Genomic DNA, 25,257 nt, shown 5'->3' with positions numbered 1-25,257 from the left:
TCCTCTCGTCATGACGGTCGACTCCCCTGGGGGTCCGAAAGGTTGCACACCTTGAGCGCTTCCACACTAATGAGTGAGTGTCGGCGGACAGGGGGTGACGACAGGGGGCCTGCAACCGGCACAACGAGGGGCGCGGCACTTGGGTTACGCACGAAGGGTGATCGGACCAGTGTGTGACGGGTGAGTCGCCGAGTGTGTTCGGCGGGCGGGATTCAGCGCGATTCGGCGAGGTTCTGCGCGATTCAGCGGGATTCGGGCTCGTTCTGTGTGGTTCGTCGAGCGTCGTCAGGTGTCGTCGGGCGTTGTTCGGGGTGGGGTCAGCGGGCGTCGTCCGGGAGGAGCCGGGCCAGGGTGCGGACGGCGCGGTACTGCAGGGTCTTGATCGCGCCCTCGTTCTTGCCCATGACCCGGGCGGTCTCGGCGACCGAGAGGCCCTGCAGGAAGCGCAGGGTCACGCACTCCTGCTGCTGGGGGTTGAGTCGGCGCACGGCCTGCAGCAGTGCGGCGTTGGAGAGGGACTCCAGGACGGAGTCCTCGGGGCTGCGCTCGACCTCGTTGGCGTCGAGCATCTCACCGGTGGTCACCTCCAGCCGGAAGCGGCTGGACTTGAAGTGGTCGGCGACCAGGTTGCGGGCGATGGTGACGAGCCAGGCGCCGAAGTCGCGGCCCTGCCAGGTGAACGTGGAGATGCGGCGCAGGGCACGCAGGAAGGTCTCGCTGGTGAGGTCCTCCGCCGTCGCCTTGCCCCCCACGCGGTAGTAGATGTAGCGGTAGACGGTGTCGCTGTACTGGTCGTAGAGGCGGCCGAACGCCTCGGCCTCGCCGGCCTGGGCGCGCTCGACGAGCTCCATCATGCGCGCGCTGTCGCTGTCGGCGGTCGGTCGGCGGACGGTGGACGTGGTCGTCGCGCCGCGGTTGCCGCGTCTTCCGACCGCCGCACCGCGTTCGGCCATGGCGTAGCAAGGGCCGACAGGTGCAGGGGTGGCGAATGCGGGTACGGCGTACGCGGTGGGGACGAAGCCGCGCAGCCGGTCGGCGACCGTTGCGCGCAGCGTAGCCAGGCCCGAGGCGTCAACCCCGACGTGTGGGTACACGGGACTCCCAGAGGCAGAGCTTCCATCACGTGCAGTGCGAAACCCTCACTCGTCGTAGTGAGGGAGGGGTTCCGGAATGCGTCTGAGGAGAATAACGCTTCGTACAGGCAGTGCTACACCCAGTTGCTCAAATCATCGATTACGTCGCTTCCGTAACCACTAAGCGACGCATTAAGTGGCACATCGTGACCGGTTATTGATCGGATTGCTTCGGTATCTGGTCACGGGCGCGACTGGTTGTGGCCGGGTGCGAGCAATCCGACTGGCGGGAGCGGTCGGTGGGCAAGAGGTCGCGGTCGGCCGCCGGGGCCGGGCGTGGCTCGGCGCCCGCGGGGCGGGGCGGGCGCTTCAGCGACGGCGGCGGTGCAGGGCGACGGCGGCGGCGGTGCCGCCCGCGAGGGCGCCGACGCCGGCCGCGGCGGGGATGCCGACCTTGACCGCCTTGCGGCCCGTCCGGTAGTCCCGCAGGCGCCAGTCGAGCGCGCGGGCGTGCTTGCGGAGCTTGGCGTCGGGGTTGATCGCGTACGGGTGTCCGACCAGGGACAGCATCGGGATGTCGTTGTGCGAATCGCTGTACGCCGCGCAGCGGGCCAGGTCCAGGTCCTCGGCGGCCGCCAGGGCGCGCACGGCCTCGGCCTTCGCGGGGCCGTGCAGCGGCTCGCCGACCAGGCGGCCGGTGTAGACGCCGTCGACGGACTCGGCGACCGTGCCGAGCGCACCGGTCAGGCCGAGCCGGCGGGCGATGATCGTGGCGGTCTCCACCGGGGCGGCGGTGACCAGCCAGACCCGCTGGCCGGCGTCGAGGTGGGCCTGGGCGAGGGCGCGGGTGCCGGGCCAGATGCGGTCGGCCATGTACTCGTCGTAGATCTCCTCGCCGATGGACATCAGCTCGGAGACGCGGTGGCCCTTGACGATGGACAGGGCGCTGTCGCGGGCGTCCTGCATGTGGTCCGGGTCCTCGACGCCGGCCAGCCGGAACCATGCCTGCTGCCAGGCGAACCGGGTCAGCTCGCGGCGCTGGAAGAACTTCCGCTTGTACAGGCCGCGGCCGAAGTGGAAGAGCGCCGCGCCCTGCATCACGGTGTTGTCCAGGTCGAAGAAGGCGGCGGCCCGGTCGTCACCGGCGACGGGGAAGGGCTCCTCCGCGGGAGCCTCGGCCGGCTCCGTGCGCGCGGCGGCGTCCTGCCCGGTGTCCGGGGGCAGGTCCTCGGGGAGGGTGGATTTCCGTGCTGCCTCGGCTGCCGCCTCGCCGGCCAGCACGCTCCGTGCTGTCGCGGGGCGCCTACGGGGGGTGAGCCATCCAAGAGCGGCCATGCCGTGAGCATAACCAGTCGGTTCGCCCCTTCCGGACCTGCCGGGATGCCGCGGCGTGAACTACTGGCCGCGTGTGCGGCGACCGGGTGACACCGGGGTGCCGGGGCGGTTTCGGGCGCGGCGCAGAATGAAGGCATGAGCCCCTTGTTGCGACGTACGAAGAAGAAGCCCGAGCAGCGGACGGTGACCCTGGTGGGGAAGCCCGGGTGTCACCTGTGCGACGACGCGAGGCGGGTGGTGCGCGAGGTCTGCGAGGAGACCGGCGCGTCCTGGGAGGAGAAGGACATCACTCAGGACGAGGAGCTGCACCGAGCGTACTGGGAGCAGATCCCGGTCGTCCTCGTCGACGGCGAGCAGCACACGTTCTGGCGGGTGGACCCGGCGAGGCTGCGCGGGGCACTGCTTTCCTGAGCGAAGCCGGTTACCATCGTGGGCGTTTTGAGTGCTCTCGGGGGAGTGGTTGTGAGGAGTGTGTGCCGCTTTGCCCCCTTCGGGCCCGCAACGGGCTGATGCGATCATTGGTTCCGGGGTCGCGCGTCGGATGTGCGTGACCCCGGTCACTTTGACCGGACAAAACGGACACTATCTTTGTGCACGTGTTCACAAAGACATAGCCTGCATTCGACGGGGCGGTCTTGGGAACTACGGCCGCCTGCAGCCCCGCTCATCCCGCAGGAGCACCGTGGCAACTGGCCGAACTCACCGACCGGCGACCCGTAGCCGAGGAATTCCCGAGGCCACCGTCGCCCGGCTTCCGCTGTATCTGCGCGCGTTGACCGCGCTCTCCGAGCGCTCGGTACCCACGGTCTCGTCCGAGGAACTCGCCGCGGCGGCGGGGGTCAACTCCGCGAAGCTGCGCAAGGACTTCAGCTACCTGGGTTCGTACGGGACGCGCGGTGTCGGCTACGACGTCGAGTATCTCGTGTACCAGATCTCCCGTGAACTCGGGCTCACCCAGGACTGGCCGGTCGTCATCGTCGGCATCGGAAACCTCGGCGCCGCGCTCGCCAACTACGGCGGTTTCGCCTCCCGCGGCTTCCGGGTCGCCGCGCTGATAGACGCCGACCCCGCGATGGCCGGGACGCCCGTCGCGGGCATCCCCGTCCAGCACGCCGACGAGCTGGAGCGGATCGTCCGCGACAACGGCGTCTCGATCGGCGTCATCTCGACCCCGGCCGGTGCCGCGCAGCAGGTCTGCGACCGGCTCGTCGCCGCGGGCGTCACCTCCATCCTCAACTTCGCGCCGACGGTGCTCTCCGTGCCCGACGGCGTCGACGTGCGCAAGGTCGACCTCTCGATCGAACTCCAGATCCTCGCCTTCCACGAGCAGCGCAAGGCCGGCGACGACACCGACGGCAGCGTCCAGGACCCGGCCGCGCCGCCGGTGCGCCCGGTCGTCGGAGACCGCAAGGGACCTGACGGGGACATGCCCGCCGTGATGCCGGCATGAGTCTTCTCGTCGTAGGACTGAGCCACCGCAGCGCCCCGGTCTCCGTGCTGGAGCGGGCCTCGCTGGCCGCCGACACCCGGGCCAAGCTGCTCCAGGACGCCCTCGCCGCGGAGCCCGCGGTCGAGGCCACCGTCCTGGCCACCTGCAACCGCATCGAGCTGTACGCCGACGTGGACAAGTTCCACGCGGGCGTCGCCGAGCTGTCCACGCTGCTCGCCCAGCACAGCGGGGTCGGCCTGGACGAGCTCACTCCGTATCTCTATGTGCACTACGAGGACCGGGCCGTCCACCACCTCTTCTCGGTGGCGTGCGGGCTGGACTCGATGGTCGTCGGCGAGGGCCAGATCCTCGGCCAGATCAAGGACGCGCTGGCGCTGGGGCAGGAGCTGCACACCGCGGGCCGGCTGCTGAACGACCTGTTCCAGCAGGCGCTGCGGGTCGGCAAGCGGGCCCACAGCGAGACCGGGATCGACCGGGCCGGGCAGTCGCTGGTCACCTTCGGCCTCGAACAGCTCGCGGCCGGTGCGGACGTCGCCGACTGGGCCCGGGGCAAGCGCGCCCTGGTGATCGGCGCGGGCTCGATGTCCTCGCTGGCCGCCGCCACCCTGGCCCGCACCGGCGTCGCCGAGATCGTCGTCGCCAACCGCACCCGGGCCCGCGCCGACCGGCTCGTCGAGATCCTGCTCCAGTCCGGCGGCACGGGCGTGACCGCCCGCGCCGTGGAGATGGCCGAGGTCTTCGAGGAACTGACACGTGCCGACGTCGTCGTCTCGTGCACCGGCGCGACCGGTCTCGTGTTGACCGCGGAGGCCGTCGCCGGGGCGCTCGGCCTGGCCGTCGAGGACCTCGACGAGACGCCCGCCGCCGTACCGGCGCCCGTACCGGCCCCCGCCCCCGCCGACGTCGACCGGCATGCCGCCTGGGTGGAGAACGGCGACTCCGGCACGGTGCGCCAGGCCGTCCGTCGGGCCACCGTGCCCGCCCAGGGCGCCGGCCCCGTACGCCTCGCGCTGCTCGACCTCGCCATGCCGCGCGACATCGACGGCGCGACCGCCCGGCTCGACGGGGTGCGCCTCGTCGACATCGAATCCCTCGCGGAGGCCTCGGCGGACGCCCCGATGGCCGCCGACGTGGACCAGGTGCGCACCATCGTCTCCGACGAGGTGGCCGCCTTCGGCGCCGCCCAGCGCGCCGCCCACATCACCCCGACCGTCGTCGCGCTGCGCACGATGGCCGCCGGAGTGGTCGCGGGCGAGATCGCGCGGCTCGACGGGCGCCTCCCCGACCTCGACGAGAAGCAACGCGCGGAGATCACGCAGACCGTGCGCCGCGTCGTCGACAAACTCCTGCACGCGCCCACCGTGCGGGTCAAGCAGCTCGCCAGCGAGCCCGGCGGCGCCGGGTACGCCGACGCGCTGCGGGAACTCTTCGACCTCGACCCGCAGACGGTCGCAGCCGTCTCCCGGGCAGACCTGAACGACCCGAATCGAGGGCGGTCATGACCGACAACTCATCCCCGGTCGCGGGGGCCGACAAGCCGCTGAGGCTGGGCACCCGGCGCAGCAAGCTCGCCATGGCTCAGTCCGGCATGGTCGCCGAAGCGGTCAGCGAGGTGACCGGGCGGGCCGTCGAGCTCGTCGAGGTCACCACGTACGGCGACATCTCCCGGGAGCACCTCGCGCAGATCGGTGGCACCGGTGTGTTCGTCGCGGCGCTGCGCGACGCGCTGCTGCGCGGCGAGGTGGACTTCGCGGTCCACTCGCTCAAGGACCTGCCGACCGCCCAGCCCGAGGGCCTCGTGCTGGCCGCGGTGCCGGTGCGCGAGGACCCGCGCGACGTGCTGGTGGCGCGGGACGGGCTGACCTTCGAGCAGCTGCCGTCCGGGGCCCGCATCGGCACCGGTTCGCCGCGCCGCATGGCGCAGCTCAACGCGTACGCCCGCAACCACGGCCTCGACATCGAGACCGTGCCGATCCGGGGGAACGTCGATACGCGTATCGGATTCGTCCGGAGCGGTGAGCTGGACGCGGTGGTCCTCGCCGCGGCCGGGCTCAGCCGCCTCGGCCGGAGCGGTGAGGCGACCGACTTCCTGTCGCTCGACACCGTCCTGCCCGCTCCCGGCCAGGGAGCACTGGCGATCGAGTGCGCTGCGTCCAGCGCCGACCTCGCCGCAGCGCTCGCCGAGCTCGACGACCCGTACACACGGATCGCCGTGACCGCCGAGCGTGCCCTGCTCGCCGCCCTGGAGGCCGGTTGTTCCGCACCCGTAGGTGCGCTGGCCGACCTCCTGGTCGACGGACAGGCTGTCAACGAACTGCGCCTGCGCGGTGTCGTCGGGTCCCCCGACGGTTCCTCGCTGGTGCAGCTGTCCACCACCGGTCCCGTTCCCACGTCGCAGGACGACGCGGCGGCGCTCGGTCGCGAGCTCGCGACCGAGATGCTCGCCAAGGGGGCGGCCGGTCTTATGGGGGAGCGAGCACTTTGAGCCCCACCGGCCCCGCCACAACCGACTTTCCGGCCCTGTCCGCCCAAGGGCACGTCACTTTCCTCGGCGCCGGTCCCGGCGACCCGGGGCTGCTGACGCTGCGCGCCGTCGAGGCGCTTGCGAGCGCGGACGTCCTTGTCGCCGAGCCGGACGTTCTCGGCGTTGTTCGCTGCCATGCGCGGGCAGGCGTGAGCACCCCTGAGCCGACGGTTGTTGACGCACAGTCAGCAGCCGCCGGGGTCCCCGTTCTCAGGGATGCGGCCAATCTTGTCATGGAGGCAGCGAAGGGCGGCAGGCGGGTCGTCCGTGCGGTGCTGGGCGACCCCGGGCTGGACGGGAACGCCGGTGCCGAGATGCTCGCCTGTGCCGCGGCCGGTATCCCCTTCGAGGTGGTGCCGGGCGTCGCGAGCGCCGTGGGCGTGCCCGCGTACGCCGGTGTGCCGCTGCGGGACGAGCAGGGCGCGGACGTCCGGTTCGTGGACGCCCGTACCGCCTCCGACCGCTGCTGGACCGAGGTCGGTGCGAGCGATGCGACGGCCGTGGTCTCGACGACCCTCGACTCGGTGGCCGCGGCTGCCGGGGAGCTGGTCGCGGCGGGCCGCAAGCCCGACACCCCACTGACGGTGACGGTGGCGGGCACGACGACCCGGCAGCGCACCTGGACGGCGACCCTCGGGACGATCGCCCAGGTCCTGAAGCAGGCGAAGGTCCTTCCGTCGCCGGACGGGCACCAGCCCGTCATAGCCGTGGTCGGTGAGCGCAGCTCCGCCGCCCAGCGCGACCAGCTCGCGTGGTTCGAGTCCAAGCAGCTGTTCGGCTGGAAGGTGCTCGTCCCGCGTACGAAGGAGCAGGCGGCGTCCCTCTCCGACCAGCTCCGTTCCTACGGTGCCGTGCCGCACGAGGTCCCGACGATCGCCGTCGAGCCGCCCCGTACGCCCCAGCAGATGGAGCGTGCGGTCAAGGGCCTGGTCACGGGGCGCTACGAGTGGATCGCCTTCACCAGCGTCAATGCCGTGAAGGCGGTCCGGGAGAAGTTCGAGGAGTACGGGCTCGACGCCCGTGCCTTCGCCGGGATCAAGGTCGCGGCGGTCGGCGAGCAGACCGCCGCCGCGCTGGTCGACTTCGGTGTGAAGCCGGACCTGGTGCCGTCCGGTGAGCAGTCCGCCGCCGGTCTGCTGGAGGACTGGCCGCCGTACGACCCGGTCTTCGACCCGATCGACCGGGTGTTCCTGCCGCGTGCCGACATCGCCACCGAGACGCTGGTGGCCGGGCTGATCGAGCTGGGCTGGGAGGTCGACGACGTCACCGCGTACCGCACGGTCCGCGCCTCGCCGCCGCCGGCCGAGACGCGCGAGGCGATCAAGGGCGGCGGTTTCGACGCGGTGCTGTTCACCTCGTCGTCCACCGTGCGGAACCTGGTCGGCATCGCGGGCAAGCCGCACAACGTGACGGTCATCGCGTGCATCGGCCCGGCGACGGCGAAGACCGCCGAGGAGCACGGACTGCGCGTCGACGTCCTCTCGCCGGAGCCGTCGGTGCACAAGCTGGCCGAGGCGCTGGCCGAGTTCGGCGCGCGGCGCCGGGACGCGGCGAAGGAGGCCGGTGACCCGGTGACGCGGCCGAGCGAGCGGCGTCCGGGGGCGCGGCGTCGTCGTACGACGACCTGACCCGCCCGGTCGAGGTGCGCGAGGGGCCCGGTCGCTTCGGCGGCCGGGCCCCTCGGCCGTGTCCGGCAGATCCTGCGCGGGCGGGTCCGTACGCCGGTCGGCGCGGGGGCGTGGCGCGGGCGGGTTCCGTACGTCAGCAGCGTGGCGGCGTCGGGCGGCCAACAGGACCTCCTGGGTCGTGCCCGGCGGTTCCAGCAGCAGCGTTCCGACTTCCTTCCCCTGGTGGTGGACGCGCAGCCGCGGGCCGTCGGTGATCAACTGCAGTTCCCGCCAGGGGTGCTTCCAGAGCAGGGTGGTGCGTTCCCACATCTGCACCCCGTGCGTGGTGAGGCGCAGCTGGTACCGCGGGCTCCCGTCGGTGTACGGGGGCCGGACCCGATAGGCGCCGAGCACGTTTTCCCCCGGCTCCAGGGCGGCGTCACGGACGGCTTCCCCGCGGTTGGCCCAGACCGCCCAGCCCATGAGTCCCGCTGTCGGAGCGTTCGCCGTCGCCGCCAGCCACCAGGGCAGATCGGCTGCGATGCAGACCGCGGTGAGCGCCGCCACGGTGAATGCGGGTACGGCGCCGCGGGTGATCCGGGCGCGTCGTGTGGGGGTGGTGCCGTTCCCGTCGCTCATGCCTCGCCCCCCGGCTTCCCGGCCGTCGTGTCCTTTCGGGGCGGTCCGGTGCATCGCTGCGCCGCAACTCTACGGGGCGCGGCCCCCGTTGGGCCCGGCCGGGTCCGCGCCCCCGGAGGGCGGGGTTTTTCCGGCACAGGTGTCGGCAAGACGGGGATGTGTACGGGTCTAGTCTCGAAGCATGACTGTGTACGGAAACTTCCCCGGCTCCCGCCCCCGGCGGCTGCGGACGACCCCGGCGATGCGGCGCATGGTCGCCGAGACACGGCTCGATGCGGCGAATCTGATCCTGCCCGCGTTCGTGCGCGAGGGCATCGACGCGCCCGTCGCCATCTCGGCGATGCCCGGGGTGCAGCAGCACACCCTGGACACCCTGCGGAAGGCCGCCGTCGAGGCGGTGGCGGCGGGGGTCTCCGGGATCATGCTCTTCGGTGTTCCCGCGGACGAGAAGAAGGACGCCCGGGGCACGGCGGGCACCGACCCGGACGGCATTCTCCAGGTGGCGCTGCGGGCGGTGCGCGAGGAGGTCGGCGACGATCTCGTCGTCATGTCGGACCTGTGCCTGGACGAGTACACCGACCACGGGCACTGCGGTGTGCTGACCGAGGACGGCCGGGTCGACAACGACGCGACACTGGAGCGGTACGCGGAGATGGCCCAGGTCCAGGCCGACGCGGGCGCCCATGTGGTGGGTTCCAGCGGCATGATGGACGGCCAGGTCGGCGTCGCCCGTGACGCGCTGGACCAGACCGGGCACGAGGACGTCTCGATCCTCGCGTACGCGGTCAAGTACTCCTCGGCGTTCTACGGCCCGTTCCGCGAGGCCGTCGGCTCCGCGCTCAAGGGCGACCGCAAGACGTACCAGCAGGACCCGGCGAACGCCCGTGAGTCCCTGCGCGAGCTGGCGCTCGACCTGGAGGAGGGCGCCGACATGGTCATGGTCAAGCCGGCCGGGCCGTACCTCGACATCCTCGCGAAGGTCGCCGAGTCGGTGCACGTGCCGGTCGCGGCGTACCAGATCAGTGGCGAGTACGCGATGATCGAGGCCGCCGCCGAGAAGGGCTGGATCGACCGGGACGCGGCGATCATGGAGAGCCTGACGGGGATCCGGCGCGCGGGCGCGCAGATGATCCTGACGTACTGGGCGACGGAGGTCGCGCAGCGGCTGGCGCGCGGCTGAGGGCTGTCGTTCTACCCGCGGTCCCACTTCGTGAGGACGCGGGTCGCCGCCCGGCCGAGGTAGGGGTCCCGGGCGAGGGCACGCAGGAGGTCGGCGCGGGCGCCGCTCGGCCCGGCCTCCTCGACGGCGCCGAGGGCGCTGTCGCGTACGAGGGGGTCGTCGTCCGTGTGTACGGCGGCGGTCAGGGCCTCGTGGACCGCCGGGTCGTCGGCGTAGGGGCCGAGGGCCTGGGCCGCGTACTGGCGGACGAGGTCCTCCTCCGGGTCGGCCAGGGCGGTCAGCAGGGCCCGGCCGGCCGAGTGGTGGGCGGCGGGGTCGGTCGGGGGCCACAGGCGCAGGATCGTGGCGGCCTCGATGCGGGCGAGGTCGTACTCCTGGGCGTCGGCGACGACCGTGATGAGGAAGGGCACCGCCCCGGGGTCGCCGTCCAGTTCCGCGACGAGTTCGCGCCTGCGGTCGCTGGTGGTGGGCAGGGCGCGAAACTCCTCGACCAGGCGGGTGAGTTCGTCGGTCGTTCGCTTCATGGCGGTGTTTTCCGTTCAGGCCGGGCGGCCAGGCCGGGGCCGGTTGCTCAGGGCTGGTTGCTCGGCGGTTGCTCAGAGCCGGTGGATCAGAGCCGTCAGTCCCACCAGAACGACCAGGTCTCCTGGCCGAGCACCGCCTTCTCCGCGTAGACGGCCAGGTCGTACGGCGCGTTCTGGTCGATGTTGTCCGGGCAGAACGCGTAGTGCTCGGCGGCGACGGCGCGTGCCTCCGCGAGGGTGGTGGGCGGGCGGGAGACCGAGAGGGTCAGGGTGTCGAAGCCCAGCACCACGACCCGTATGCCGAAGCGGTCCTCCCAGGAGCGGAGCACGGCGCAGAGCCGGGCCGTGTCGTTCTCGAAGTTGACCGGGCCCGACCAGCCGATGGTCGCCGGTATGTCCGCGCTGCGCCGGGCCGGGACGAGCGCCGCCCGTGAGCCGGGGAACCAGCCGTCCGGGCCGACGCACTCCTCGGCGATCGCGGCCGCCAGGTCGTCGGGGGCGTCCGGCCCCTCGGCGGCGGGGACGGGGGCCAGGCCCGGCCAGTCGCCCTCGGCGGCGTCGATTTCCTCGGGTGCGTTGTCGTTCCAGTACCCGGCGAGGACTTCTTCGGCGTCGTGGTCGCCGGGGTACGACGTGCTGTCCGGTATCAGGTCCCAGTCGGCGGGCCACTGGTCGCGCCGCCCGCCGTCGATCAGTACGGGAAGCAGTCCGACCGTCCGCCCGGCCGTGCGCAGCGCGCGCCACGTCCCGTGGGCCGCGGGTTCGTCGGCGCACCAGAGCAGCGGCTCGTGCCAGGTGCCGTCGATCGTGGTGTCCACCAGTGCGCCGGGCGGGAGTTGGAGTCCCGACGCGGCCAGGGACGGGAGCGGGTTCGGAAGCGTCGCCATGTCGGTGAGCGTACGGGGGCCCACTGACAACCGGCCGCCGGGCCGGGGGCACCCATCGGTCGTCCGGCCGTGGACGGGGGCGGGAACCCGCTGTCCGACGTAGATCGACAGCGATGCAGAATGACCCGTATGTCGATGACGAACACCCCGAAGACGAACATTCCGAAGGCGGCGACGGCCGAGGACGCCGAGCAGATCAGCGGCATTCTGGCGCGCGCCTTCGACGACGACCCGATGATGCGTTGGTTCTTCCCCGACGAGTCCTCCCGCGCGGAGGGCATGGCCCGTTACTTCGCCACGATCTTCACCCGGCAGTACGGCCGGCACGGGGTGTGCGAGCGCACCGACGCGGGCGCCGCCTTCTGGGTGTCGCCGGAGGGGCAGGAGAAGGCCGTTCCCGACGCGGAGACCGTTCAGGAGCTGGAGGAGATCCTCGGCGACCGGGCCCCGCTGTTCCGTGAGGCCGTCGGGCTGGCCGCCGAGCACGGGCCGAAGGAACCCCACTGGTACCTGGCGGTGGTCGGCGCCGACCCGGCCGCCCGGGGCCAGGGCCACGGGTCCGCCCTGCTGCGTTCGGGGCTGGCCAAGGCCGACGCGGCGGGCATGCCCGTCTATCTGGAGTCCTCCAAGGAGTCCAACCTCCCCATCTACGAGCACTTCGGCTTCACCGTGCTCGGGGAGGCCCGACTGCCGGGCGGCGGACCGGTGCTGTGGGCCATGCGGCGCGCGCCCCGGACGGCGGACGGCGCCTGAGACGAGGCGGTACGTACGGGGGTGGCCGTCGGCGGTTCAGCCGTTGAGCGTGGTGCCCGGCCGTGAACGGCCGGGCACCACGGCCCCGGTCACGGCTGGGCGTGGACGACGACGAACGCGGTGCGCGCCGTGGTGCCGTCCGGCAGCGGCGCGTTCGCGGTGACGTCGCCGAGCGCCTCGGCGTCGGTCTCCTGGCCGGGCCGGAGAACCCGGTTGATACGAAGGGTCAGCCGGCGTCCGTCGGATGCCGTCGTGACCAGGACGTCCGTGCCGTTCGGGTCGTCGGTGGCGGTCGTGGACGAGAGCTCCGCCTTGACGCCCGACCCGGCGAACCGGGCGGTGACGGAGGGGTCGGGGGTGTCGCTCATGCTCTGCATCTGCGGCTCGGCCCCGCCGACGAGCAGCGCGAACAGCTGGGCGACGAGGACCGGGTCGCGCGTTCCGTCGTACACCCAGCGGTGGCCCAGCACCCCGTGCTCGGACGTGCCGATGAGCGCCTCGTCGGCGCCCGGGAGCGGTGCGCTGCGGTAGGTGAACGGCACCTGGTACGTGACCGGTTCGGACCCCGAGCTGTCGGTGACCGCCATGAACTCGATCCCGACCTCGCCCTCCGGGTCGTCCAGCCGGAACCCGCCGGTCCTGGCCAGCTCGGGCCGCTGCCCCGGCGTGCCGCGGTACCAGGGCTGTGCGGGCAGCCAGGTGTCGAGGAGCTCCAGCTTGGTGGGCGTCAGGGTGGTGCGGTGGATGACTGCCATGACGGTCGGTGTCCCTCCGGTGGACTCAGACGGTGCGCCGGTCGGCGGCGAATCCGGCGAAGGCCGTCCAGGTGGTGGGGGCGACGGTGAGGGTGGGGCCGTCGGGGTTCTTGGAGTCGCGGATGTGGACGGCGGCGGTGTGCGCGGCGACCTCGACGCAGGCGCCGCCCTCGTCGCCGCTGCGGCTCGACTTCTGCCAGTCGTAGCCGACCTCCAGGCACTGCCCGCCCTCGTCGCCGCTGTAGCTCGACTTGCGCCATTCGTAGGCGACTTCGAGGCAGGCGCCGCCTTCGTCGCTGCTGTAGCTGGACTTGAACCACTCAAGTACGTTGCTCATTGCTCTCCCAGCAGACGGTCCAGCAGGCCCATCGTGGCTTCGGGGGTGAGGGCCTGGGCTCGCAGCATTGCATATTTCTGGGCGAGGATGCTGATCCCGTCGGGGTCGGAGACCAGCAGACTGCCGCGCTGGGACTCGGAATAGGCCACGCGCTGAAAGTCCGGGGTCTCCAGCAGGGTGAAGGGGCCGTTGAGGCCCGCGTGGGTCCGGTGGTTCAGGGGCAGGACCTGGAGGCAGATGCCGGGGAGTTCGGCGCAGGCCCGCAGGTGCTTCAACTGCTCAACATGCCCTTCGTCGTCGGTGAGTTGGAGCCCCAGAACCGGCTCCCAGACGACGAAGCTGATGGTCGGGGGCGAGGGGCGGCGCAGGATCTCCTGGCGCTTCAGGCGGATCCTCGTCTGGATCGCCACCTCTTCCTCGCTGAAAGCCGGGACCCGGTTGCGGAACACCGCCTGTGCGTAGCGCTCCGTCTGGAGCAGGCCCGGCATGACCTGGTTGTCGTACCAGGACAGCGCCAGCGCCTCCAGCTCCAGTTCCAGGTACTCCTCCGCCCATACCGGGATCAGATCGACCTCCGGCAGGTGCTCCACCGCCTCCGCCAACGCGCCCTTGGTGTCCAGGAGTTCGTCCAGCGTGGCGGCCAGGCCGGGCAGCAGCGCCCGTCTGCCCTGCTCGATGGAGGCGATCGTCTCCACCTGGTGTCCTGCCATGGAGGCGAGTTGAGCCTGTGTCAGGCCGGCCGCCCTGCGGAAGACGGCGACCAGTTTTCCCACGAGCTTCATTGCCGACGCGTTCCTGCGCTTCCGCTTTCCGGGTTGCATACCGGGCGAACTTCCACGCGCGCGCCCGCGTCACGCGCGTACGGCCCGTACAAAAAATCTGTACGGGCGGGCATGGGGTACGGCGGTCGGGGCGGTCAGGGCCGACACTCGGTCAGGATCCATTCGACGGCGTCCCGGACCCCCGCGTCGGGGTCCCGGGAGAGGCGGTCGAGGAGTTCCGGGACGCCTCGGGACGGCCATTTCCCGATGGCCCATGCGAGGGCCCTGCGCACCTCCGGGTCCGGATGGTCCGCGAGGTGGGCCAGTCGGTCGGCCGGTCCGCGTCGGCGCAGGCCGAACAAGTGGAGGGTCTGGAGGAGCTGTTCGGGGTCGCCGGGGGTGCCCGCCGCGGCGATCTGCCGGAGGAGAACCGCGCTCGCGGGGGCGGGGCCGTCGAGCGGGTGGGGCCGACGCTGCCGCAGGCGCTGCGACCCGTACTCGCCGCGCACCCGGCAGCCGAAGCAGGTGCAGGGTGCCTTGCCGTTCGAGTCGGGGAAGTACCGCCAGCCGGTGACCTGGCTGACGGGGCGGATGCGGTGCACCTCGCGCTTGGTGACCGCCCGGGGGAGGAACACCTCCCACCCGCGCGGGTCGGGCATGGTGGCGACCCGGCGCACGGCGTCGGCGGCCGTGGTGGTCAGGGGTTCGCGGTGGTAGCGGCCCAGGGTGACGGGTTCGTCGTCCGGCAGTCGGACGTGCACGGCGACGAGCCCGCGCGGGCCGCCGCGCCTGGCCAGTTCGCGCAGCCACTGGTGGGTGAGGGTGTACGAGGGGAGCACGGGGAAGCAGTAGATGCCCCGGGGCAGCGACGGCGCGCGGCCGTGGCTGTCGGCCCGTATGCCGGAACGGCGCACGCGCGCCGCGTTCGCCGAGGGGGTCAGGTGCACGAACATCGCCATGCGGGCGATGCTATGGCCCTTCCCTCCGGTCGTGCAGGCAGGTTTTTCCGGCTTCGCGGTGCCGCGCTCCGGCGTCGGCGTCGGGCGGGGTCAGCCGAGCCAGTGGCCGTCGCGCATGAGGGTGCGTCCCCGGAGTTCGTTCGCCTCGCGCCAGGCCTGGATGCGTCGCGGCCGGATCAGGAAGTACTGGTAGGGCTCGTCGATCGCGCGCGGGTCGAAACCGGTCTTGGTCTCGAACGCGTCGCCCGTGCCCGGGGCGAGGTCGGCGAGGTCCACCGGCTCGGCGGTGCCGTCGACCACGACGACGTCGCGGGTCGGGCCGAGGCCGAGCCGTACCCGGCCGTCCGCCAGAAGGTTGCGGCCGGTGACCGAGGCACGGGGCGTCGAGACGAGGAACGCGGTCCCGGTCCAGAGGAACGAGAGGGGCACGAGGTGGACGCCGCCCGCGGAACCCGACGTCGAGACCCAGAGGTCGATGTCGTTCTCCAGCCGTGCGCGCGTGTCCCGCAGTCTCTCCTCAAGTCCACGCGGGGGTGCGTCCGTCATCGAGTTCCTCCGGATCGTCTCGTGCGGGCGGATCGTGTCGTGCGGGCGGTGGCGGTGCGGTCACATCGTGGGGGCCGGGACCGCGGCCTCCCAGACGAAACCGTCGGGGTCGGTGAAGGACTCGGTGCCGCCGACGAGCGCGACGCGGTGCGATCCGGTGCCGTCGGGGGAGACGCCGACGTCCTTGGCGAGGGCGCGGCGCCGGTACAGCGCCAGCTTGACGGGGCTCTCCCCGGCGGCGAACTCGGTGTACACGCGGCCGAAGCTCTTCGCCACGGTGAGGCCCCGCTCGACGTAGAACCGCTTGCTCGCGGCCACGTCCGCGACTCCCAGCAGGAGCACGATCTCGTCGATCTCCCGGGTGGCGGGGCCGGTGTTCTTCTTCGCCGAGGTCGCGACCTTCCAGATCGTTCCGTCCGGGGCCTGCACGACACCGCCGTAGCCCCAGATCGACTTCGTGACGGGCTTCAGCGCCGTGGCGCCGGCTTCGAGGGCGGTGGCGACGAGGCTGTCGACGGTGGACGGCTGGGAGACCGTGAGCGCCATCGTGAAACCGCGGAAGCCGGTGGTGGGCTCCTGCGAGGCGCGCAGACGTATCTGCGTGTCCAGACCGAAGGCGCTGGAGCAGAAGCGGGAGGCGGCCTCGGTGTCGGCCACGTCGAGGGTCACGGATTCGATGAAGTTCATGGTCATGACGCTATGTGCCCCTCGATGACCGGTGCTTCTTGATTCCTGACCGGTCTCGTCACCTGCTTGGACACGCACGGCGGCATCCCCGCCGCACCGTCCAGGGCGCGGCGCCGGTAGGTGCTGGGCGGCATCCCGACGAGTTCGGTGAAGCGGGTGCTGAAGGTGCCCAGTGACGAGCAGCCGACCTCGAAGCAGACCTCGGTGACGCTGAGGTCACCGCGCCGCAGCAGTGCCGCCGCGCGCTCGATGCGGCGCGTCATCAGGTACGAGTACGGCGACTCGCCGTAGGCGAGCCGGAATTGGCGGCTGAGGTGCCCGGCGGACATGTTCACGCCGCGGGCGAGCGCCTCGACGTTCAGCGGTTGCGCGTACTCCCGGTCGATCCGGTCGCGGACGCGGCGCAGGAGTGCGAGGTCGTTCAGACGCTGCGCCTCGGCGCGGGCGTCTCCCCATGAGGGCCGGCACATGGGAGAACTCCTTTCATCGGGCTCCGCGAGCACCTTCGCGGAGCCGTGGCCGGTCGTGGTCCCGGTGGCCGGTCTCCATGGTTGCACCGGCTGTCGGAGGGGTCAGCGGACTTCCTGGATGCGGACCAGGTTGCCCGCCGGGTCGCGGAAGGCGCAGTCGCGGATGCCGTACGGCTGCTCGGTCGGTTCCTGGACGACCTCGGTGTCACCGGCCTGCACCTTCTCGAAGGTGCCGTCGAGGTCCCGGGTGGCCAGCAGGATCCAGCCGTAGGTGCCCTTGGCCATCATCTCGCTGATGGTGCGGCGCTCGTCCTCGGTGATGCCCGGGTCGGCGGCCGGCGGGGCCAGGAGGATGGACGTGCCGGGCTGGCCGGCGGGGCCGACCGTGATCCAGCGCATCCTGCCCTGGCCGACGTCACTGCGGACCTCGAAGCCGAGGACGTCGCGGTAGAAGGCCAGGGAGGCGTCCGGGTCGAGGTGCGGGAGGAAGCTGGTGTGAATGGTGAGGTCCATGGCGATCATGCTAGGCACGGCCCCGTGACCCGTGCTTCTTGAATCCTGATCGATCGGGTCGCCTGTTCCGATCGACAGGGCTGCCTGTTCTGGTCGATCGGGCCGCCTGTTCGGCCTCCTGCGGGACGGCCCTCAGAGCTTGTCGGCGCAGAGGACGCGGTCGTTCTTCACCGGGTTGGAGTCGAGGAGCGGGTTCTCGGTGAAGATCGCGTCGGCCGTGCCGTCGCACGGGTCGTCGAAGCCGCCTATGACGGCGTCCTCGATGATCTTCTTGACCTTGTGGGTCGCGCCGTCCTTCTTCCCCTTGGTCCGGCACGCCACCTCCCAGACGGAGTCACCCGCCTTGGCCGTGCTGTGCACGCAGTCGCCGACCTCGATCCTCGGGCCGCCGCCCCCGCCCGCGTCGCCGGGGTGCGGGGCCTTCAGGTTCCGCATGCAGGCGTAGCCCTCGCCCGACACCGGTGTGTTCTCCAGGAGCGCGAGGCTGACCGGGACGTTGATCGCGAAGTCGGAGTGATCCGGGCACGAGGTGGCAGAGAAGGGCTCGGAAATGCCGATGAGGGCCCGGGTGTCGACCTTCGCGACGGCCTTGGGGTCCTTGCAGGGGACCTCGCGGTAGACGTCCTTCTTTCCCGGTTCGGGGGCCGCGCACTCGCCCTCGGCGAGGTACTGCTCGCCGTACGACGGGTTCACGCTCGGGGTGGGCGAGGACGTGGGAGCGGCCGACCCCCCGTCCGCGTCCGACGCCCGGTATCCCGTCGCTTTTCCGCAGCCGGTGACCAGGACCAGTGCCGCGGTCGCGGCGACGGCGGCTGCCACCGTGCGTATGCGTGGTGCCGCCGCCGCCCTGCCACAGGTTCTCGTGCGCACGCCGCCTCCTCTTCGGGTTCCGATGCCCGGATTTTACGGTCTACTGGCCGTGAGGGAAGTCGAGTTGGCGGCGCGTTCGGTCCTCGCCTCAGTAGGTGAGGGCGACGGCCATGTCGCTCTGCCAGTAGGTGACGAAACCGTTGTCGCCCCAGTGGGTGCCGGCGGGGAGCTTCAGCCCGGTGGGAGAGCCCGTGGAACCCGAGTTGCTCCTGGGGGTGAAGTACACCGTGAGGTCCGTGCCCTCGTACAGGTCCTTCCCGTCGGACTCGCCGAACAGGCCGATGCCGGCGTAGGCGGACTGGCCCGGCTCCAGGGCGACCACGGCCTGCGGGGTGCTGCTTTGGAGGACCGGGAAGACGGACTGGGCGTCGTCGAAGCGGAGCGCCGGAGCGTTGTACGCGTAGCAGGGGCGGGAGCCGGTGTTGGTCGCGGTGAGCAGCAGGTGGTTGATGGGACGGCTCACCTTGCTGATGGTGACCTTGGTGTTGTCACCGGTGCAGGTGACGGGGGTGCTGCTGTTGCTGCTGTTTCCGCCAGTGTTTCCGGTGTTGCTCTTCTTGCCGTCGTTGGAGCCGGAGGAGCCGGTGGAGTCGGCGGACCCCTTGTCCTTGGAGGCGGAGGAGGCGTCGTGGTTCGGGTCCTCGGCGGTGTCGGCCCCCCCGGCGTCCTTGCCCGTTTCGGGGGAGGCGGTGCTGCTCGCAGGGGCCGCCGCGCCGGACTTGCCGTTGTCCCCCTCGGTGTCACTGCATGCGGTGAGCGAGAGGGCGGCCAGGAGTGCGGTGGCGGCGAGGGCGGAGGTGCGGAAGCGGTTGGCGCGCATGGTGGTGGTACTCCCCGTGGTGTCTGTGGTGAGGCTGTGCATGGTGTCTGTGGTGAGGCTGTGCGTGTGATCAGCGGTGGATCAGGACCAGAACGATCGCGGTGGAAACGATCACCACGCCGATGGCCAGGGCATCGATCGGGTCAATGCGGAAAAGGATTCTCACTGCGCCGTCCCGGTGTGGTCGCTGCGGTGTGATCACAGGTTGCGGGGCGGCGGATTCCGGCCGCAACGCCGAACAGCCCATTGGGGATGCTGGAATGCCTGCGCGTACTGTGACCTGGGCAGATTCCACGTCCCTGGAACGGTGTTCTGGGACGGACCAGAGGGGGGAACGCCGCAGTGGCGACGCCGGAAGCCAAGGAGTTCGCAGCTCTGTTGAAGGAGCTGAAGGACCGCTCGGGGCGCAGCTATGGGGTCCTGGCGGGCAGACTCCACGTCAGCACGTCCACGCTGCACCGGTACTGCAACGGTGATGCCGTGCCCAACGAGTACGCCCCGGTGGAACGGCTGGCGCGGCTGTGCGGGGCGGCGCCGGACGAGCTGGTGGAGCTGCACCGGCGGTGGATCCTGGCGGACGCGGCGCGACGCCGCCCGGCGGCCACGGAGCCGGGCGCGCAGCCGGTGCCCGCACCCGGGCCGGCTGCCGAGGCGGCGCCGGAACCGGCATCTGTGCCCGATCCCGATCCCGAGTCTGTCCCCGATCCCGATCCCGATCCGGCGGTCGTCGGTGCGGAACCCGTACCGCCGCGCCGGAAGGGGTTCCTGGCCTCCCGGCGGTCGAGGGTGCTGCTCGCCGCTGCCGCCGTCGTCGCGCTGACCGTGCCCACCTCGATCGTGGTGAGCAAACTGACCGCCGACCGCTCCGACGAGTTCAGCAACGCCCCCTCCGTGCAGGCCAAGGACGCGGACGAGCCCGAGCTGACCGACGGCGGGACCGCCTCCGCCTCACCGGACCGGCCGAAGAAATCGGCCAGCGCCTCCCCCTCGGGCCGGGCGGGCGCGTCCTCCCCGGCGGCGCCCGGCGCCCCGACCGCCTCGCCGGGGCGCGGCGGGGGCGGGGAGGCGAGCGGTGGCGTGCCGTTGACCGCCACCATCAGCTCGTACAACTGGAACGACCCCTGCGACCAGTTCTACGTGCTGGACCAGGCGCCCGACGACGTTCCCCCGCCGCCCCCCTCGCAGGAACGCCGCAACTGGGCACGGGCGCTGGGCGGGGTGGACGGCGGGAGCATGAAGCTGGAGATCACCGTGCAGGGGAAGTCCGGACAGGCCGTCGTGCTGACCGGGATGCATGTGCGGACGCTGTCCCGGAAGGCGCCGCTGCCGTGGTCGGCGTACTCGATGGGGGAGGGCTGCGGGAGCGGGGTCACGCCGCAGACGTTCGACATCGACCTCGACGACAACCGGCCGACGCTCACCCCGGTGGCGGGACAGAAGAACGACGAGCGGGTGCCGCCGAAGGACTTCCCGTTCCAGGTGTCCTCCACCGATGTGGAGGTGTTCGACCTGGACGCGCACGTCGAGGGGCACGACGTCAGCTGGTACCTGGAGCTGGAGTGGAGCAGCGGGGGCCGCAAGGGGACACTGCGCATCGACGACAACGGGAAGCCGTTCCGCACCAGCAGCACCAAGACCCGGCCGATGTACATCTACTGGTACGACTCGGCCCAGTGGAAGCCCCCCGTGATCCCCATCGAGTAGTACGGGAAGCGGGGGCGGTACCGGAAACGGGACGGCCCGGTGCGGCGACCGCGTGACTGCGGTCGCCGCACCGGGCCGTTCGCGTACGGGCGGGACGATCCGGGCCGTTCGCGTACGGACGGCCGGTGGGGATCAGAGGCGCTCGGGGGTCCGGATCCCGAGCAGCGCCATGCCCTGGTGCAGGGTGCGGGCGGTGAGGTCCGAGAGGAAGAGGCGGTTCTCGGCCACATCACCCGGGACATCGGCCTTCAGGACCGGGCACTGGTCGTAGAAGGTCGTGAACAGCGACGACAGCTGGTAGAGGTACGCGGCCAGCTTGTGCGGCTCGTACGCGGTGGCCACCTCGGACACGACCTCGCCGAACTCGTCCAGGTGCAGGCCCAGCGCGCGCTCGGCCGGGGCCAGCTCCAGCTCCGGGTGGGGCCGGGGGCTCAGCTCGCCCGCCTTGCGCTTGATCGAACGGGACCGGGCGTGCGCGTACTGGATGTACACGCTGGTGTCGCCGGTCAGCGACACCATCTGGTCCAGGTCGAACTTGTAGTCGCGGGCGGCCGACGTCGACAGGTCCGCGTACTTCACCGCGCCGATGCCGACCTGCGTGGCGCGCTCGGTGATCTCGTCCTCGGTGAGGTCCTTGGCCTTCTCGCGCACGACGGCGGAGGCCCGGTCGATCGCCTCGTCGAGCAGGTCCTGCAGCCGGACGGTCTCGCCCTCACGGGTCTTGAACGGCTTGCCGTCCTTGCCGAGCACGGTGCCGAAGGCGAGCTGCACGGCCTTGACGTCCTCGTTCAGCCAGCCGGCCCGGCGGGCGGTCTCGAAGACCATCTTGAAGTGCAGGGACTGCCGCGCGTCCACGACGTACACCAGGCTGTTCGCCTTGAGGTTCTGCACCCGGTCGCGGATCGCGGAGAGGTCCGTGGCCGCGTAGCCGTAGCCGCCGTTCGACTTCTTGACGATCAGTGGCACCGGGTTGCCGTCCGGGCCCTTCACGTCGTCGAAGAACACGCACAGCGCACCCTCGGAGCGGACGGCGACGCCCGACTCCTCCAGGATGCGGCAGGTCTCCTCCAGCATGTCGTTGTAGCCGGACTCGCCGACGATGTCGGCGTCGCGGATGTCCATGTCGAGCTTGTTGAAGACCGAGTAGAAGTAGATCTTCGACTCGTCGACGAAGCGCTGCCACAGGGCCAGCGTCTCCTCGTCACCGGCCTGGAGGGCCACGACCCGGTCCCGGGAGCGGGCCTTGAACTCCTCGTCGGAGTCGAAGAGCGCCCGGGACGCCTTGTAGAGCCGGTTCAGCGAGGACATGGCGGCCTCGCCGTCCTCCGCGCCGCCCTCGTGGGACAGCTCGCCCGGGTGCTCGATCAGGTACTGGATGAGCATGCCGAACTGGGTGCCCCAGTCACCGATGTGGTGCCGCCGGACCACGGTCTCGCCCGTGAACTCCAGGATCTGCACCATCGCGTCGCCGATCACGGCGGAGCGGAGGTGACCGACGTGCATCTCCTTGGCCACGTTCGGCTGCGCGTAGTCGATGACCGTCGTGCCCGCGAGGTCCTTGTACGGGACGCCGAGCCGGTCCTCGTCGTCCGCGGCGCGTGCGGCGAGGGTCTCGGTGATCGCCCGGTCGGTGAGCGTGATGTTGAGGAAGCCGGGGCCGGAGACCTCGATCTCCTTGATCGGCCCGCCCTCGGGGATCGCGGCCGTGACCTGCGACGCCAGCTCGCGGGGGTTGCCCTTGAGCTTCTTGGCGAGGGCCAGGATGCCGTTGGCCTGGAAGTCGGCCCGGTCGCTTCGTCGCAGCAGCGGGTCCGCGGTGCCGGCGTCCGGCAGGGCTGCCGTCAGGGCGTCCGCGAGCTGCTGCTGGAGCGTGGAAGCGAGGGAATTGACCGAGGCCATGAGCTGGCTGCCGTTTCCGTAGGAGTACAAGGGATCACAACCAGTATTCCATGGGTGGTAAAGCCATTTTCGCGCTCCGGGCGGGACCTGGGAGAATGGGCGGAGCCCCTACAAGAGAGAAGGACGTGCAGACCGTGGCTCAGAGTCAGAGCAGCACCGAGGCCGACTGGGTCTCCCGCTTCGCGGACGATGTCATCGCCGAATCGGAGCGTCGTGCGCCTGGCAAACCGGTCGTCGTCGCGTCCGGCCTCTCCCCGTCGGGCCCGATCCACCTGGGCAACCTCCGCGAGGTCATGACCCCGCACCTGGTCGCCGACGAGATCCGCCGCCGGGGGTACACCGTCCGGCACCTGATCTCCTGGGACGACTACGACCGGTACCGCAAGGTGCCGAACGGCGTCCCCGGGGTCGACGAGTCCTGGGCCGAGCACATCGGCAAGCCGCTGACCTCGGTGCCCGCCCCCGCCGGGTCCTCGTACCCGAACTGGGCCGAGCACTTCAAGGCCGCCATGACGGCCTCGCTGGCCGAGCTGGGCGTCGAGTACGACGGCATCAGCCAGACCGAGCAGTACACGGCGGGCACCTACCGCGAGCAGATCCTGCACGCGATGAAGCACCGCGCCGACATCGACGCCGTCCTCGACCGGTACCGGACGAAGAAGGACCCGGCCGCGGCGGGCGCCAAGGGCGGCAAGAAGCCGCAGCAGAAGAAGGTCGACGAGGCCGAGCTGGAGGCCGAGGCGGGCTCCGGCGCGGCGAGCGAGGACGACGGCAGCGGCGGCTCGGCCGGCTACTTCCCGTACAAGCCCTACTGCGGCAACTGCGAGAAGGACCTCACGACCGTCACGTCGTACGACGACGACAGCACCGAGCTGAACTACACCTGCACGGCCTGCGGCTTCGCCGAGACCGTCCGGCTGAGCGAGTTCAACCGCGGCAAGCTGGTCTGGAAGGTCGACTGGCCGATGCGCTGGGCCTACGAGGGCGTGGTCTTCGAGCCGAGCGGGGTGGACCACTCCTCGCCGGGCTCCTCCTTCGTCGTCGGCGGCCAGATCGTCCGCGAGGTCTTCGACGGCGTACAGCCGATCGGCCCGATGTACGCCTTCGTCGGCATCTCCGGCATGGCGAAGATGTCCTCCAGCAAGGGCGGCGTGCCGACCCCGGCCGACGCGCTGAAGATCATGGAGGCGCCGCTGCTGCGCTGGCTGTACGCCCGCCGCAAGCCCAACCAGTCCTTCAAGATCGCCTTCGACCAGGAGATCCAGCGGCTCTACGACGAGTGGGACTCGCTGGCGCGCAAGGTCGCCGACGGCTCGGTGCTGCCGGCCGACGCCGCCGCCTACGCGCGCGCCATCGGCACGGCGGCCGGCGAGCTGCCGCACACGCCGCGCCCGCTGCCGTACCGGACGCTCGCCTCGGTCGTCGACATCACGGCCGGGCACGACGAGCAGACGCTGCGCATCCTGAGCGAGCTGGACCCGGAGAACCCGCTGACCTCGCTGGACGAGGCCCGGCCGCGGCTGGACCGCGCCGAGAACTGGATCACCAGCCAGGTCCCGGCCGAGGCCCGCACGATCGTGCGCGACGAGCCGGACAAGGAGCTGCTCGGCTCGCTGGACGAGCAGGGCCGCGAGTCGCTGCGGCTGCTCCTGGAGGGGTTGGACTCGCACTGGTCGCTGGACGGGCTCACCACGCTCGTCTACGGCGTGCCGAAGATCCTGGCGGGCCTGGAGCCGGACGCCAAGCCGACGCCCGAGCTGAAGGTCGCGCAGCGGTCGTTCTTCGCGCTGCTGTACCGGCTGCTGGTCGGCCGGGACACGGGTCCGCGGCTGCCCACGCTGCTGCTGGCCGTCGGCGCGGACCGGGTACGGAGGCTGCTGGGCGCGTGACGCCCGCGCCGGTCCCGTGCTCGGGGCCGGGGCCGTACGTACGAGGGGCCGCCGCCCGGTGATCCGGGTGGCGGCCCCTCGCCGTGTCGTGCTGGTGCCGGTGCTGCGTCGTGCGGTGCTCAGCGGCCGGGCGCCGGTGCCGGGCGGCGGCTCACGCGATGTGGTCCGCTTCGAGCTCGGCGTGGTAGCGGTTCTTGAACTCCGGCATCATGCGGCGCAGCAGTGCCGCGCTGCGCGGGTGCCGGACGTTGTGGACGTCCGTGACGTGTATGTCCAGGGCGTCGACGCTCGGGAAGTCGTTGTTCTGGTTCACGAACGCGGCGAACTCCTTGTACGCGATCTCGGCGAACTCGGCGTCCTCCTGCGCCCATTCGGCCGCGTCCTGCTCGGGCGCCCGGGGCCGCTCGGCGCGCTGCTCCTGGAACTGCTCCTGGACCGGCTCCTGGAACTGTTCCTCGAAGTGCTCTTCGAAGTGCTCCTCGAACTGTTCCTGGACCGGCTCCTGCGCCGGGTGGCTCTGTGCCGGGCGGTGGTCCTGCGCCGGATGGGCCTGCTCGTCGGGCCGGTGTTCCGCGGTGCGGGGGCCGGCGCCGATGGTGCCCACGTTGCCCAGGGGACGGGTGCGGCCGCCGGGGCCGGACGGGACCATGACCGGGCCGGGCTCCGGACCCTCGACGTAGTCGGGGTCGTACGTGCCCTCGTACGTCTCGTTCGACACCCGGGACGCCGTGAACCAGGGGTTCCCCTGCGCACCGGGGTTCTCCTGCTGCGGGTGTTGCTGCAGTTGTTGCTGCTGATACTGCTGCTGCGGGTGCTGTTGTGGATGGTCGGGGGCGTACGGCTGCTCGTACTGCTGCGTGTGCTGCTGTTGCTGCGCGTACGGCTGCTCGTGCTGTTGCTGTTGCTCGTGCTGTTCGTGCTGCCGGTCGGGGGCGGAGGGCAGTTCGGGCTGGGTCTCGCCCGCCGCGACCTGGGCCGGTGCCGGGGGCAGCAGGGCCGGTTCGATGCCCGCGGCGGCGAGGCCGGCCGGGGCGGTGTCGGCCAGCGGGACCCCGTACTTCGCCAGGCGCAGCGG

General features: G+C 71.4%; 24 protein-coding genes and 1 pseudogene. 9 read left to right on the top strand and 16 right to left on the bottom strand.

The features are described 5' to 3' along the window. Positions 1 to 317 precede the first annotated feature (317 nt). Positions 318 to 1,094, bottom strand: coding sequence for an ECF subfamily RNA polymerase sigma factor, BldN family (locus tag ACWCXX_RS34090; protein WP_451134094.1), 777 nt, complete (start codon positions 1,092 to 1,094; stop codon positions 318 to 320). A gap of 348 nt (positions 1,095 to 1,442) precedes the next feature. Next, positions 1,443 to 2,408: an HAD family hydrolase gene (locus tag ACWCXX_RS34085; RefSeq protein ID WP_451134092.1), complete on the bottom strand. Its 966-nt coding sequence runs from the start codon at positions 2,406 to 2,408 to the stop codon at positions 1,443 to 1,445. Positions 2,409 to 2,543: 135 nt separating this feature from the next. On the opposite strand from ACWCXX_RS34085, the gene ACWCXX_RS34080 reads away from it, so the two are divergent. From ACWCXX_RS34080 to hemB, 6 genes are all read left to right on the top strand, one after another. Further along, entirely contained in the window at positions 2,544 to 2,819 is a 276-nt protein-coding gene (locus tag ACWCXX_RS34080) for a glutaredoxin family protein (RefSeq protein ID WP_388990117.1), read from the top strand. A 271-nt stretch (positions 2,820 to 3,090) separates the two neighbouring features. Continuing rightward, positions 3,091 to 3,858 (top strand): redox-sensing transcriptional repressor Rex, encoded by a 768-nt coding sequence (locus ACWCXX_RS34075; RefSeq protein ID WP_451134090.1) that lies wholly within the window; start codon positions 3,091 to 3,093, stop codon positions 3,856 to 3,858. Continuing rightward, a complete protein-coding gene (locus ACWCXX_RS34070; protein WP_451134088.1) occupies positions 3,855 to 5,360 on the top strand; it encodes a glutamyl-tRNA reductase in 1,506 nt (501 codons plus the stop codon). The genes ACWCXX_RS34075 and ACWCXX_RS34070 overlap by 4 nt, the downstream gene beginning before the upstream one ends. After that, the gene (gene hemC / locus ACWCXX_RS34065; RefSeq protein WP_451134086.1) at positions 5,357 to 6,343 is read left to right on the top strand and encodes a hydroxymethylbilane synthase; all 987 of its coding nucleotides are present in this window, start codon (positions 5,357 to 5,359) and stop codon (positions 6,341 to 6,343) included. The genes ACWCXX_RS34070 and hemC overlap by 4 nt, the downstream gene beginning before the upstream one ends. Continuing rightward, a complete protein-coding gene (locus ACWCXX_RS34060) occupies positions 6,340 to 8,010 on the top strand; it encodes a uroporphyrinogen-III synthase (protein ID WP_451134084.1) in 1,671 nt (556 codons plus the stop codon). The genes hemC and ACWCXX_RS34060 overlap by 4 nt, the downstream gene beginning before the upstream one ends. 799 nt (positions 8,011 to 8,809) lie before the next feature. Beyond that, positions 8,810 to 9,808, top strand: coding sequence for a porphobilinogen synthase (hemB, locus tag ACWCXX_RS34055; RefSeq protein ID WP_451134082.1), 999 nt, complete (start codon positions 8,810 to 8,812; stop codon positions 9,806 to 9,808). Between the two features lie 11 nt (positions 9,809 to 9,819). Here hemB and ACWCXX_RS34050 read toward each other — a convergent pair whose 3' ends face one another. Together ACWCXX_RS34050 and ACWCXX_RS34045 are read right to left on the bottom strand one after the other, a co-directional pair. Next, complete coding sequence (locus tag ACWCXX_RS34050; RefSeq protein WP_451134080.1) at positions 9,820 to 10,332, bottom strand: HEAT repeat domain-containing protein; 513 nt, start codon at positions 10,330 to 10,332, stop codon at positions 9,820 to 9,822. Positions 10,333 to 10,427: 95 nt separating this feature from the next. After that, positions 10,428 to 11,219 (bottom strand): DUF4253 domain-containing protein, encoded by a 792-nt coding sequence (locus ACWCXX_RS34045; protein WP_451134078.1) that lies wholly within the window; start codon positions 11,217 to 11,219, stop codon positions 10,428 to 10,430. A 120-nt stretch (positions 11,220 to 11,339) separates the two neighbouring features. Here ACWCXX_RS34045 and ACWCXX_RS34040 point away from each other — a divergent pair, with 120 nt between their 5' ends. After that, positions 11,340 to 11,972, top strand: a complete 633-nt coding sequence (locus ACWCXX_RS34040; protein ID WP_451134076.1) for a GNAT family N-acetyltransferase — start codon at positions 11,340 to 11,342, stop codon at positions 11,970 to 11,972. Between the two features lie 89 nt (positions 11,973 to 12,061). Here ACWCXX_RS34040 and ACWCXX_RS34035 read toward each other — a convergent pair whose 3' ends face one another. From ACWCXX_RS34035 to ACWCXX_RS33990, 10 genes are all read right to left on the bottom strand, one after another. Continuing rightward, the gene (locus tag ACWCXX_RS34035) at positions 12,062 to 12,727 is read right to left on the bottom strand and encodes a maltokinase N-terminal cap-like domain-containing protein (protein ID WP_451134074.1); all 666 of its coding nucleotides are present in this window, start codon (positions 12,725 to 12,727) and stop codon (positions 12,062 to 12,064) included. Between the two features lie 25 nt (positions 12,728 to 12,752). Then, on the bottom strand, positions 12,753 to 13,064 hold the full coding sequence (locus tag ACWCXX_RS34030; RefSeq protein ID WP_451134072.1) for a DUF397 domain-containing protein: 312 nt from the start codon (positions 13,062 to 13,064) through the stop codon (positions 12,753 to 12,755). Beyond that, positions 13,061 to 13,846 (bottom strand): helix-turn-helix domain-containing protein, encoded by a 786-nt coding sequence (locus ACWCXX_RS34025; RefSeq protein WP_451134070.1) that lies wholly within the window; start codon positions 13,844 to 13,846, stop codon positions 13,061 to 13,063. The genes ACWCXX_RS34030 and ACWCXX_RS34025 overlap by 4 nt, the downstream gene beginning before the upstream one ends. Positions 13,847 to 13,980: 134 nt before the next feature. Beyond that, positions 13,981 to 14,784, bottom strand: a complete 804-nt coding sequence (locus tag ACWCXX_RS34020) for a HEAT repeat domain-containing protein (protein WP_451134068.1) — start codon at positions 14,782 to 14,784, stop codon at positions 13,981 to 13,983. Between the two features lie 90 nt (positions 14,785 to 14,874). Continuing rightward, on the bottom strand, positions 14,875 to 15,330 hold the full coding sequence (locus ACWCXX_RS34015) for a pyridoxamine 5'-phosphate oxidase family protein (RefSeq protein WP_451134066.1): 456 nt from the start codon (positions 15,328 to 15,330) through the stop codon (positions 14,875 to 14,877). A gap of 60 nt (positions 15,331 to 15,390) precedes the next feature. Beyond that, entirely contained in the window at positions 15,391 to 16,017 is a 627-nt protein-coding gene (locus ACWCXX_RS34010; protein WP_451134064.1) for a glyoxalase, read from the bottom strand. 2 nt (positions 16,018 to 16,019) lie between these two features. Continuing rightward, positions 16,020 to 16,487, bottom strand: coding sequence for a helix-turn-helix transcriptional regulator (locus ACWCXX_RS34005; protein WP_451134062.1), 468 nt, complete (start codon positions 16,485 to 16,487; stop codon positions 16,020 to 16,022). A gap of 102 nt (positions 16,488 to 16,589) precedes the next feature. Beyond that, positions 16,590 to 17,000, bottom strand: coding sequence for a VOC family protein (locus tag ACWCXX_RS34000; RefSeq protein ID WP_451134060.1), 411 nt, complete (start codon positions 16,998 to 17,000; stop codon positions 16,590 to 16,592). Between the two features lie 132 nt (positions 17,001 to 17,132). Next, positions 17,133 to 17,870 carry a hypothetical protein gene (locus tag ACWCXX_RS33995; protein WP_451134058.1) on the bottom strand — a complete coding sequence of 246 codons (738 nt, stop codon included), beginning with the start codon at positions 17,868 to 17,870 and terminating at the stop codon, positions 17,133 to 17,135. A gap of 88 nt (positions 17,871 to 17,958) precedes the next feature. Then, on the bottom strand, positions 17,959 to 18,732 hold the full coding sequence (locus ACWCXX_RS33990) for a DUF4232 domain-containing protein (protein WP_451134056.1): 774 nt from the start codon (positions 18,730 to 18,732) through the stop codon (positions 17,959 to 17,961). A 300-nt stretch (positions 18,733 to 19,032) separates the two neighbouring features. On the opposite strand from ACWCXX_RS33990, the gene ACWCXX_RS33985 reads away from it, so the two are divergent. Continuing rightward, positions 19,033 to 20,394 (top strand): helix-turn-helix domain-containing protein, encoded by a 1,362-nt coding sequence (locus ACWCXX_RS33985; RefSeq protein WP_451134054.1) that lies wholly within the window; start codon positions 19,033 to 19,035, stop codon positions 20,392 to 20,394. 132 nt (positions 20,395 to 20,526) lie between these two features. On the opposite strand, the gene argS is transcribed toward ACWCXX_RS33985, so the two are convergent. After that, positions 20,527 to 22,293 carry an arginine--tRNA ligase gene (gene argS, locus ACWCXX_RS33980; protein ID WP_451134110.1) on the bottom strand — a complete coding sequence of 589 codons (1,767 nt, stop codon included), beginning with the start codon at positions 22,291 to 22,293 and terminating at the stop codon, positions 20,527 to 20,529. Between the two features lie 125 nt (positions 22,294 to 22,418). Between argS and lysS the strand changes: the two genes are divergently transcribed. Next, positions 22,419 to 24,182 carry a lysine--tRNA ligase gene (gene lysS / locus ACWCXX_RS33975; RefSeq protein ID WP_451134052.1) on the top strand — a complete coding sequence of 588 codons (1,764 nt, stop codon included), beginning with the start codon at positions 22,419 to 22,421 and terminating at the stop codon, positions 24,180 to 24,182. A 151-nt stretch (positions 24,183 to 24,333) separates the two neighbouring features. Here the strand turns inward: lysS and ACWCXX_RS33970 are convergent. Then, positions 24,334 to 25,257: pseudogene (locus ACWCXX_RS33970) on the bottom strand (DUF2637 domain-containing protein); the annotation flags it as partial.

Source organism: Streptomyces sp. NPDC001732, assembly GCF_053596315.1.
The sequence above is the reverse complement of the archived record's forward strand: the minus strand, read 5'-3'. Positions and strand labels throughout refer to the sequence as shown.

Excerpts from the sequence above, each read along its gene's own strand:
- ACWCXX_RS34045 (WP_451134078.1), bottom strand. The coding sequence starts at position 11,219 with ATGGCGACGCTTCCGAACCCGCTCCCGTCCCTGGCCGCGTCGGGACTC.
- hemC (WP_451134086.1), top strand. The coding sequence starts at position 5,357 with ATGACCGACAACTCATCCCCGGTCGCGGGGGCCGACAAGCCGCTGAGG.
- ACWCXX_RS34035 (WP_451134074.1), bottom strand. The coding sequence starts at position 12,727 with ATGGCAGTCATCCACCGCACCACCCTGACGCCCACCAAGCTGGAGCTC.
- ACWCXX_RS34015 (WP_451134066.1), bottom strand. The coding sequence starts at position 15,330 with ATGACGGACGCACCCCCGCGTGGACTTGAGGAGAGACTGCGGGACACG.
- ACWCXX_RS34070 (WP_451134088.1), top strand. The coding sequence starts at position 3,855 with ATGAGTCTTCTCGTCGTAGGACTGAGCCACCGCAGCGCCCCGGTCTCC.
- ACWCXX_RS34030 (WP_451134072.1), bottom strand. The coding sequence starts at position 13,064 with ATGAGCAACGTACTTGAGTGGTTCAAGTCCAGCTACAGCAGCGACGAA.
- ACWCXX_RS33990 (WP_451134056.1), bottom strand. The coding sequence starts at position 18,732 with ATGCACAGCCTCACCACAGACACCACGGGGAGTACCACCACCATGCGC.
- argS (WP_451134110.1), bottom strand. The coding sequence starts at position 22,293 with ATGGCCTCGGTCAATTCCCTCGCTTCCACGCTCCAGCAGCAGCTCGCG.
- ACWCXX_RS34025 (WP_451134070.1), bottom strand. The coding sequence starts at position 13,846 with ATGAAGCTCGTGGGAAAACTGGTCGCCGTCTTCCGCAGGGCGGCCGGC.
- ACWCXX_RS34085 (WP_451134092.1), bottom strand. The coding sequence starts at position 2,408 with ATGGCCGCTCTTGGATGGCTCACCCCCCGTAGGCGCCCCGCGACAGCA.
- hemB (WP_451134082.1), top strand. The coding sequence starts at position 8,810 with ATGACTGTGTACGGAAACTTCCCCGGCTCCCGCCCCCGGCGGCTGCGG.
- ACWCXX_RS34040 (WP_451134076.1), top strand. The coding sequence starts at position 11,340 with ATGACCCGTATGTCGATGACGAACACCCCGAAGACGAACATTCCGAAG.
- ACWCXX_RS34020 (WP_451134068.1), bottom strand. The coding sequence starts at position 14,784 with ATGGCGATGTTCGTGCACCTGACCCCCTCGGCGAACGCGGCGCGCGTG.
- ACWCXX_RS34010 (WP_451134064.1), bottom strand. The coding sequence starts at position 16,017 with ATGAACTTCATCGAATCCGTGACCCTCGACGTGGCCGACACCGAGGCC.
- ACWCXX_RS34000 (WP_451134060.1), bottom strand. The coding sequence starts at position 17,000 with ATGGACCTCACCATTCACACCAGCTTCCTCCCGCACCTCGACCCGGAC.
- ACWCXX_RS34080 (WP_388990117.1), top strand. The coding sequence starts at position 2,544 with ATGAGCCCCTTGTTGCGACGTACGAAGAAGAAGCCCGAGCAGCGGACG.
- ACWCXX_RS34005 (WP_451134062.1), bottom strand. The coding sequence starts at position 16,487 with ATGTGCCGGCCCTCATGGGGAGACGCCCGCGCCGAGGCGCAGCGTCTG.
- ACWCXX_RS34050 (WP_451134080.1), bottom strand. The coding sequence starts at position 10,332 with ATGAAGCGAACGACCGACGAACTCACCCGCCTGGTCGAGGAGTTTCGC.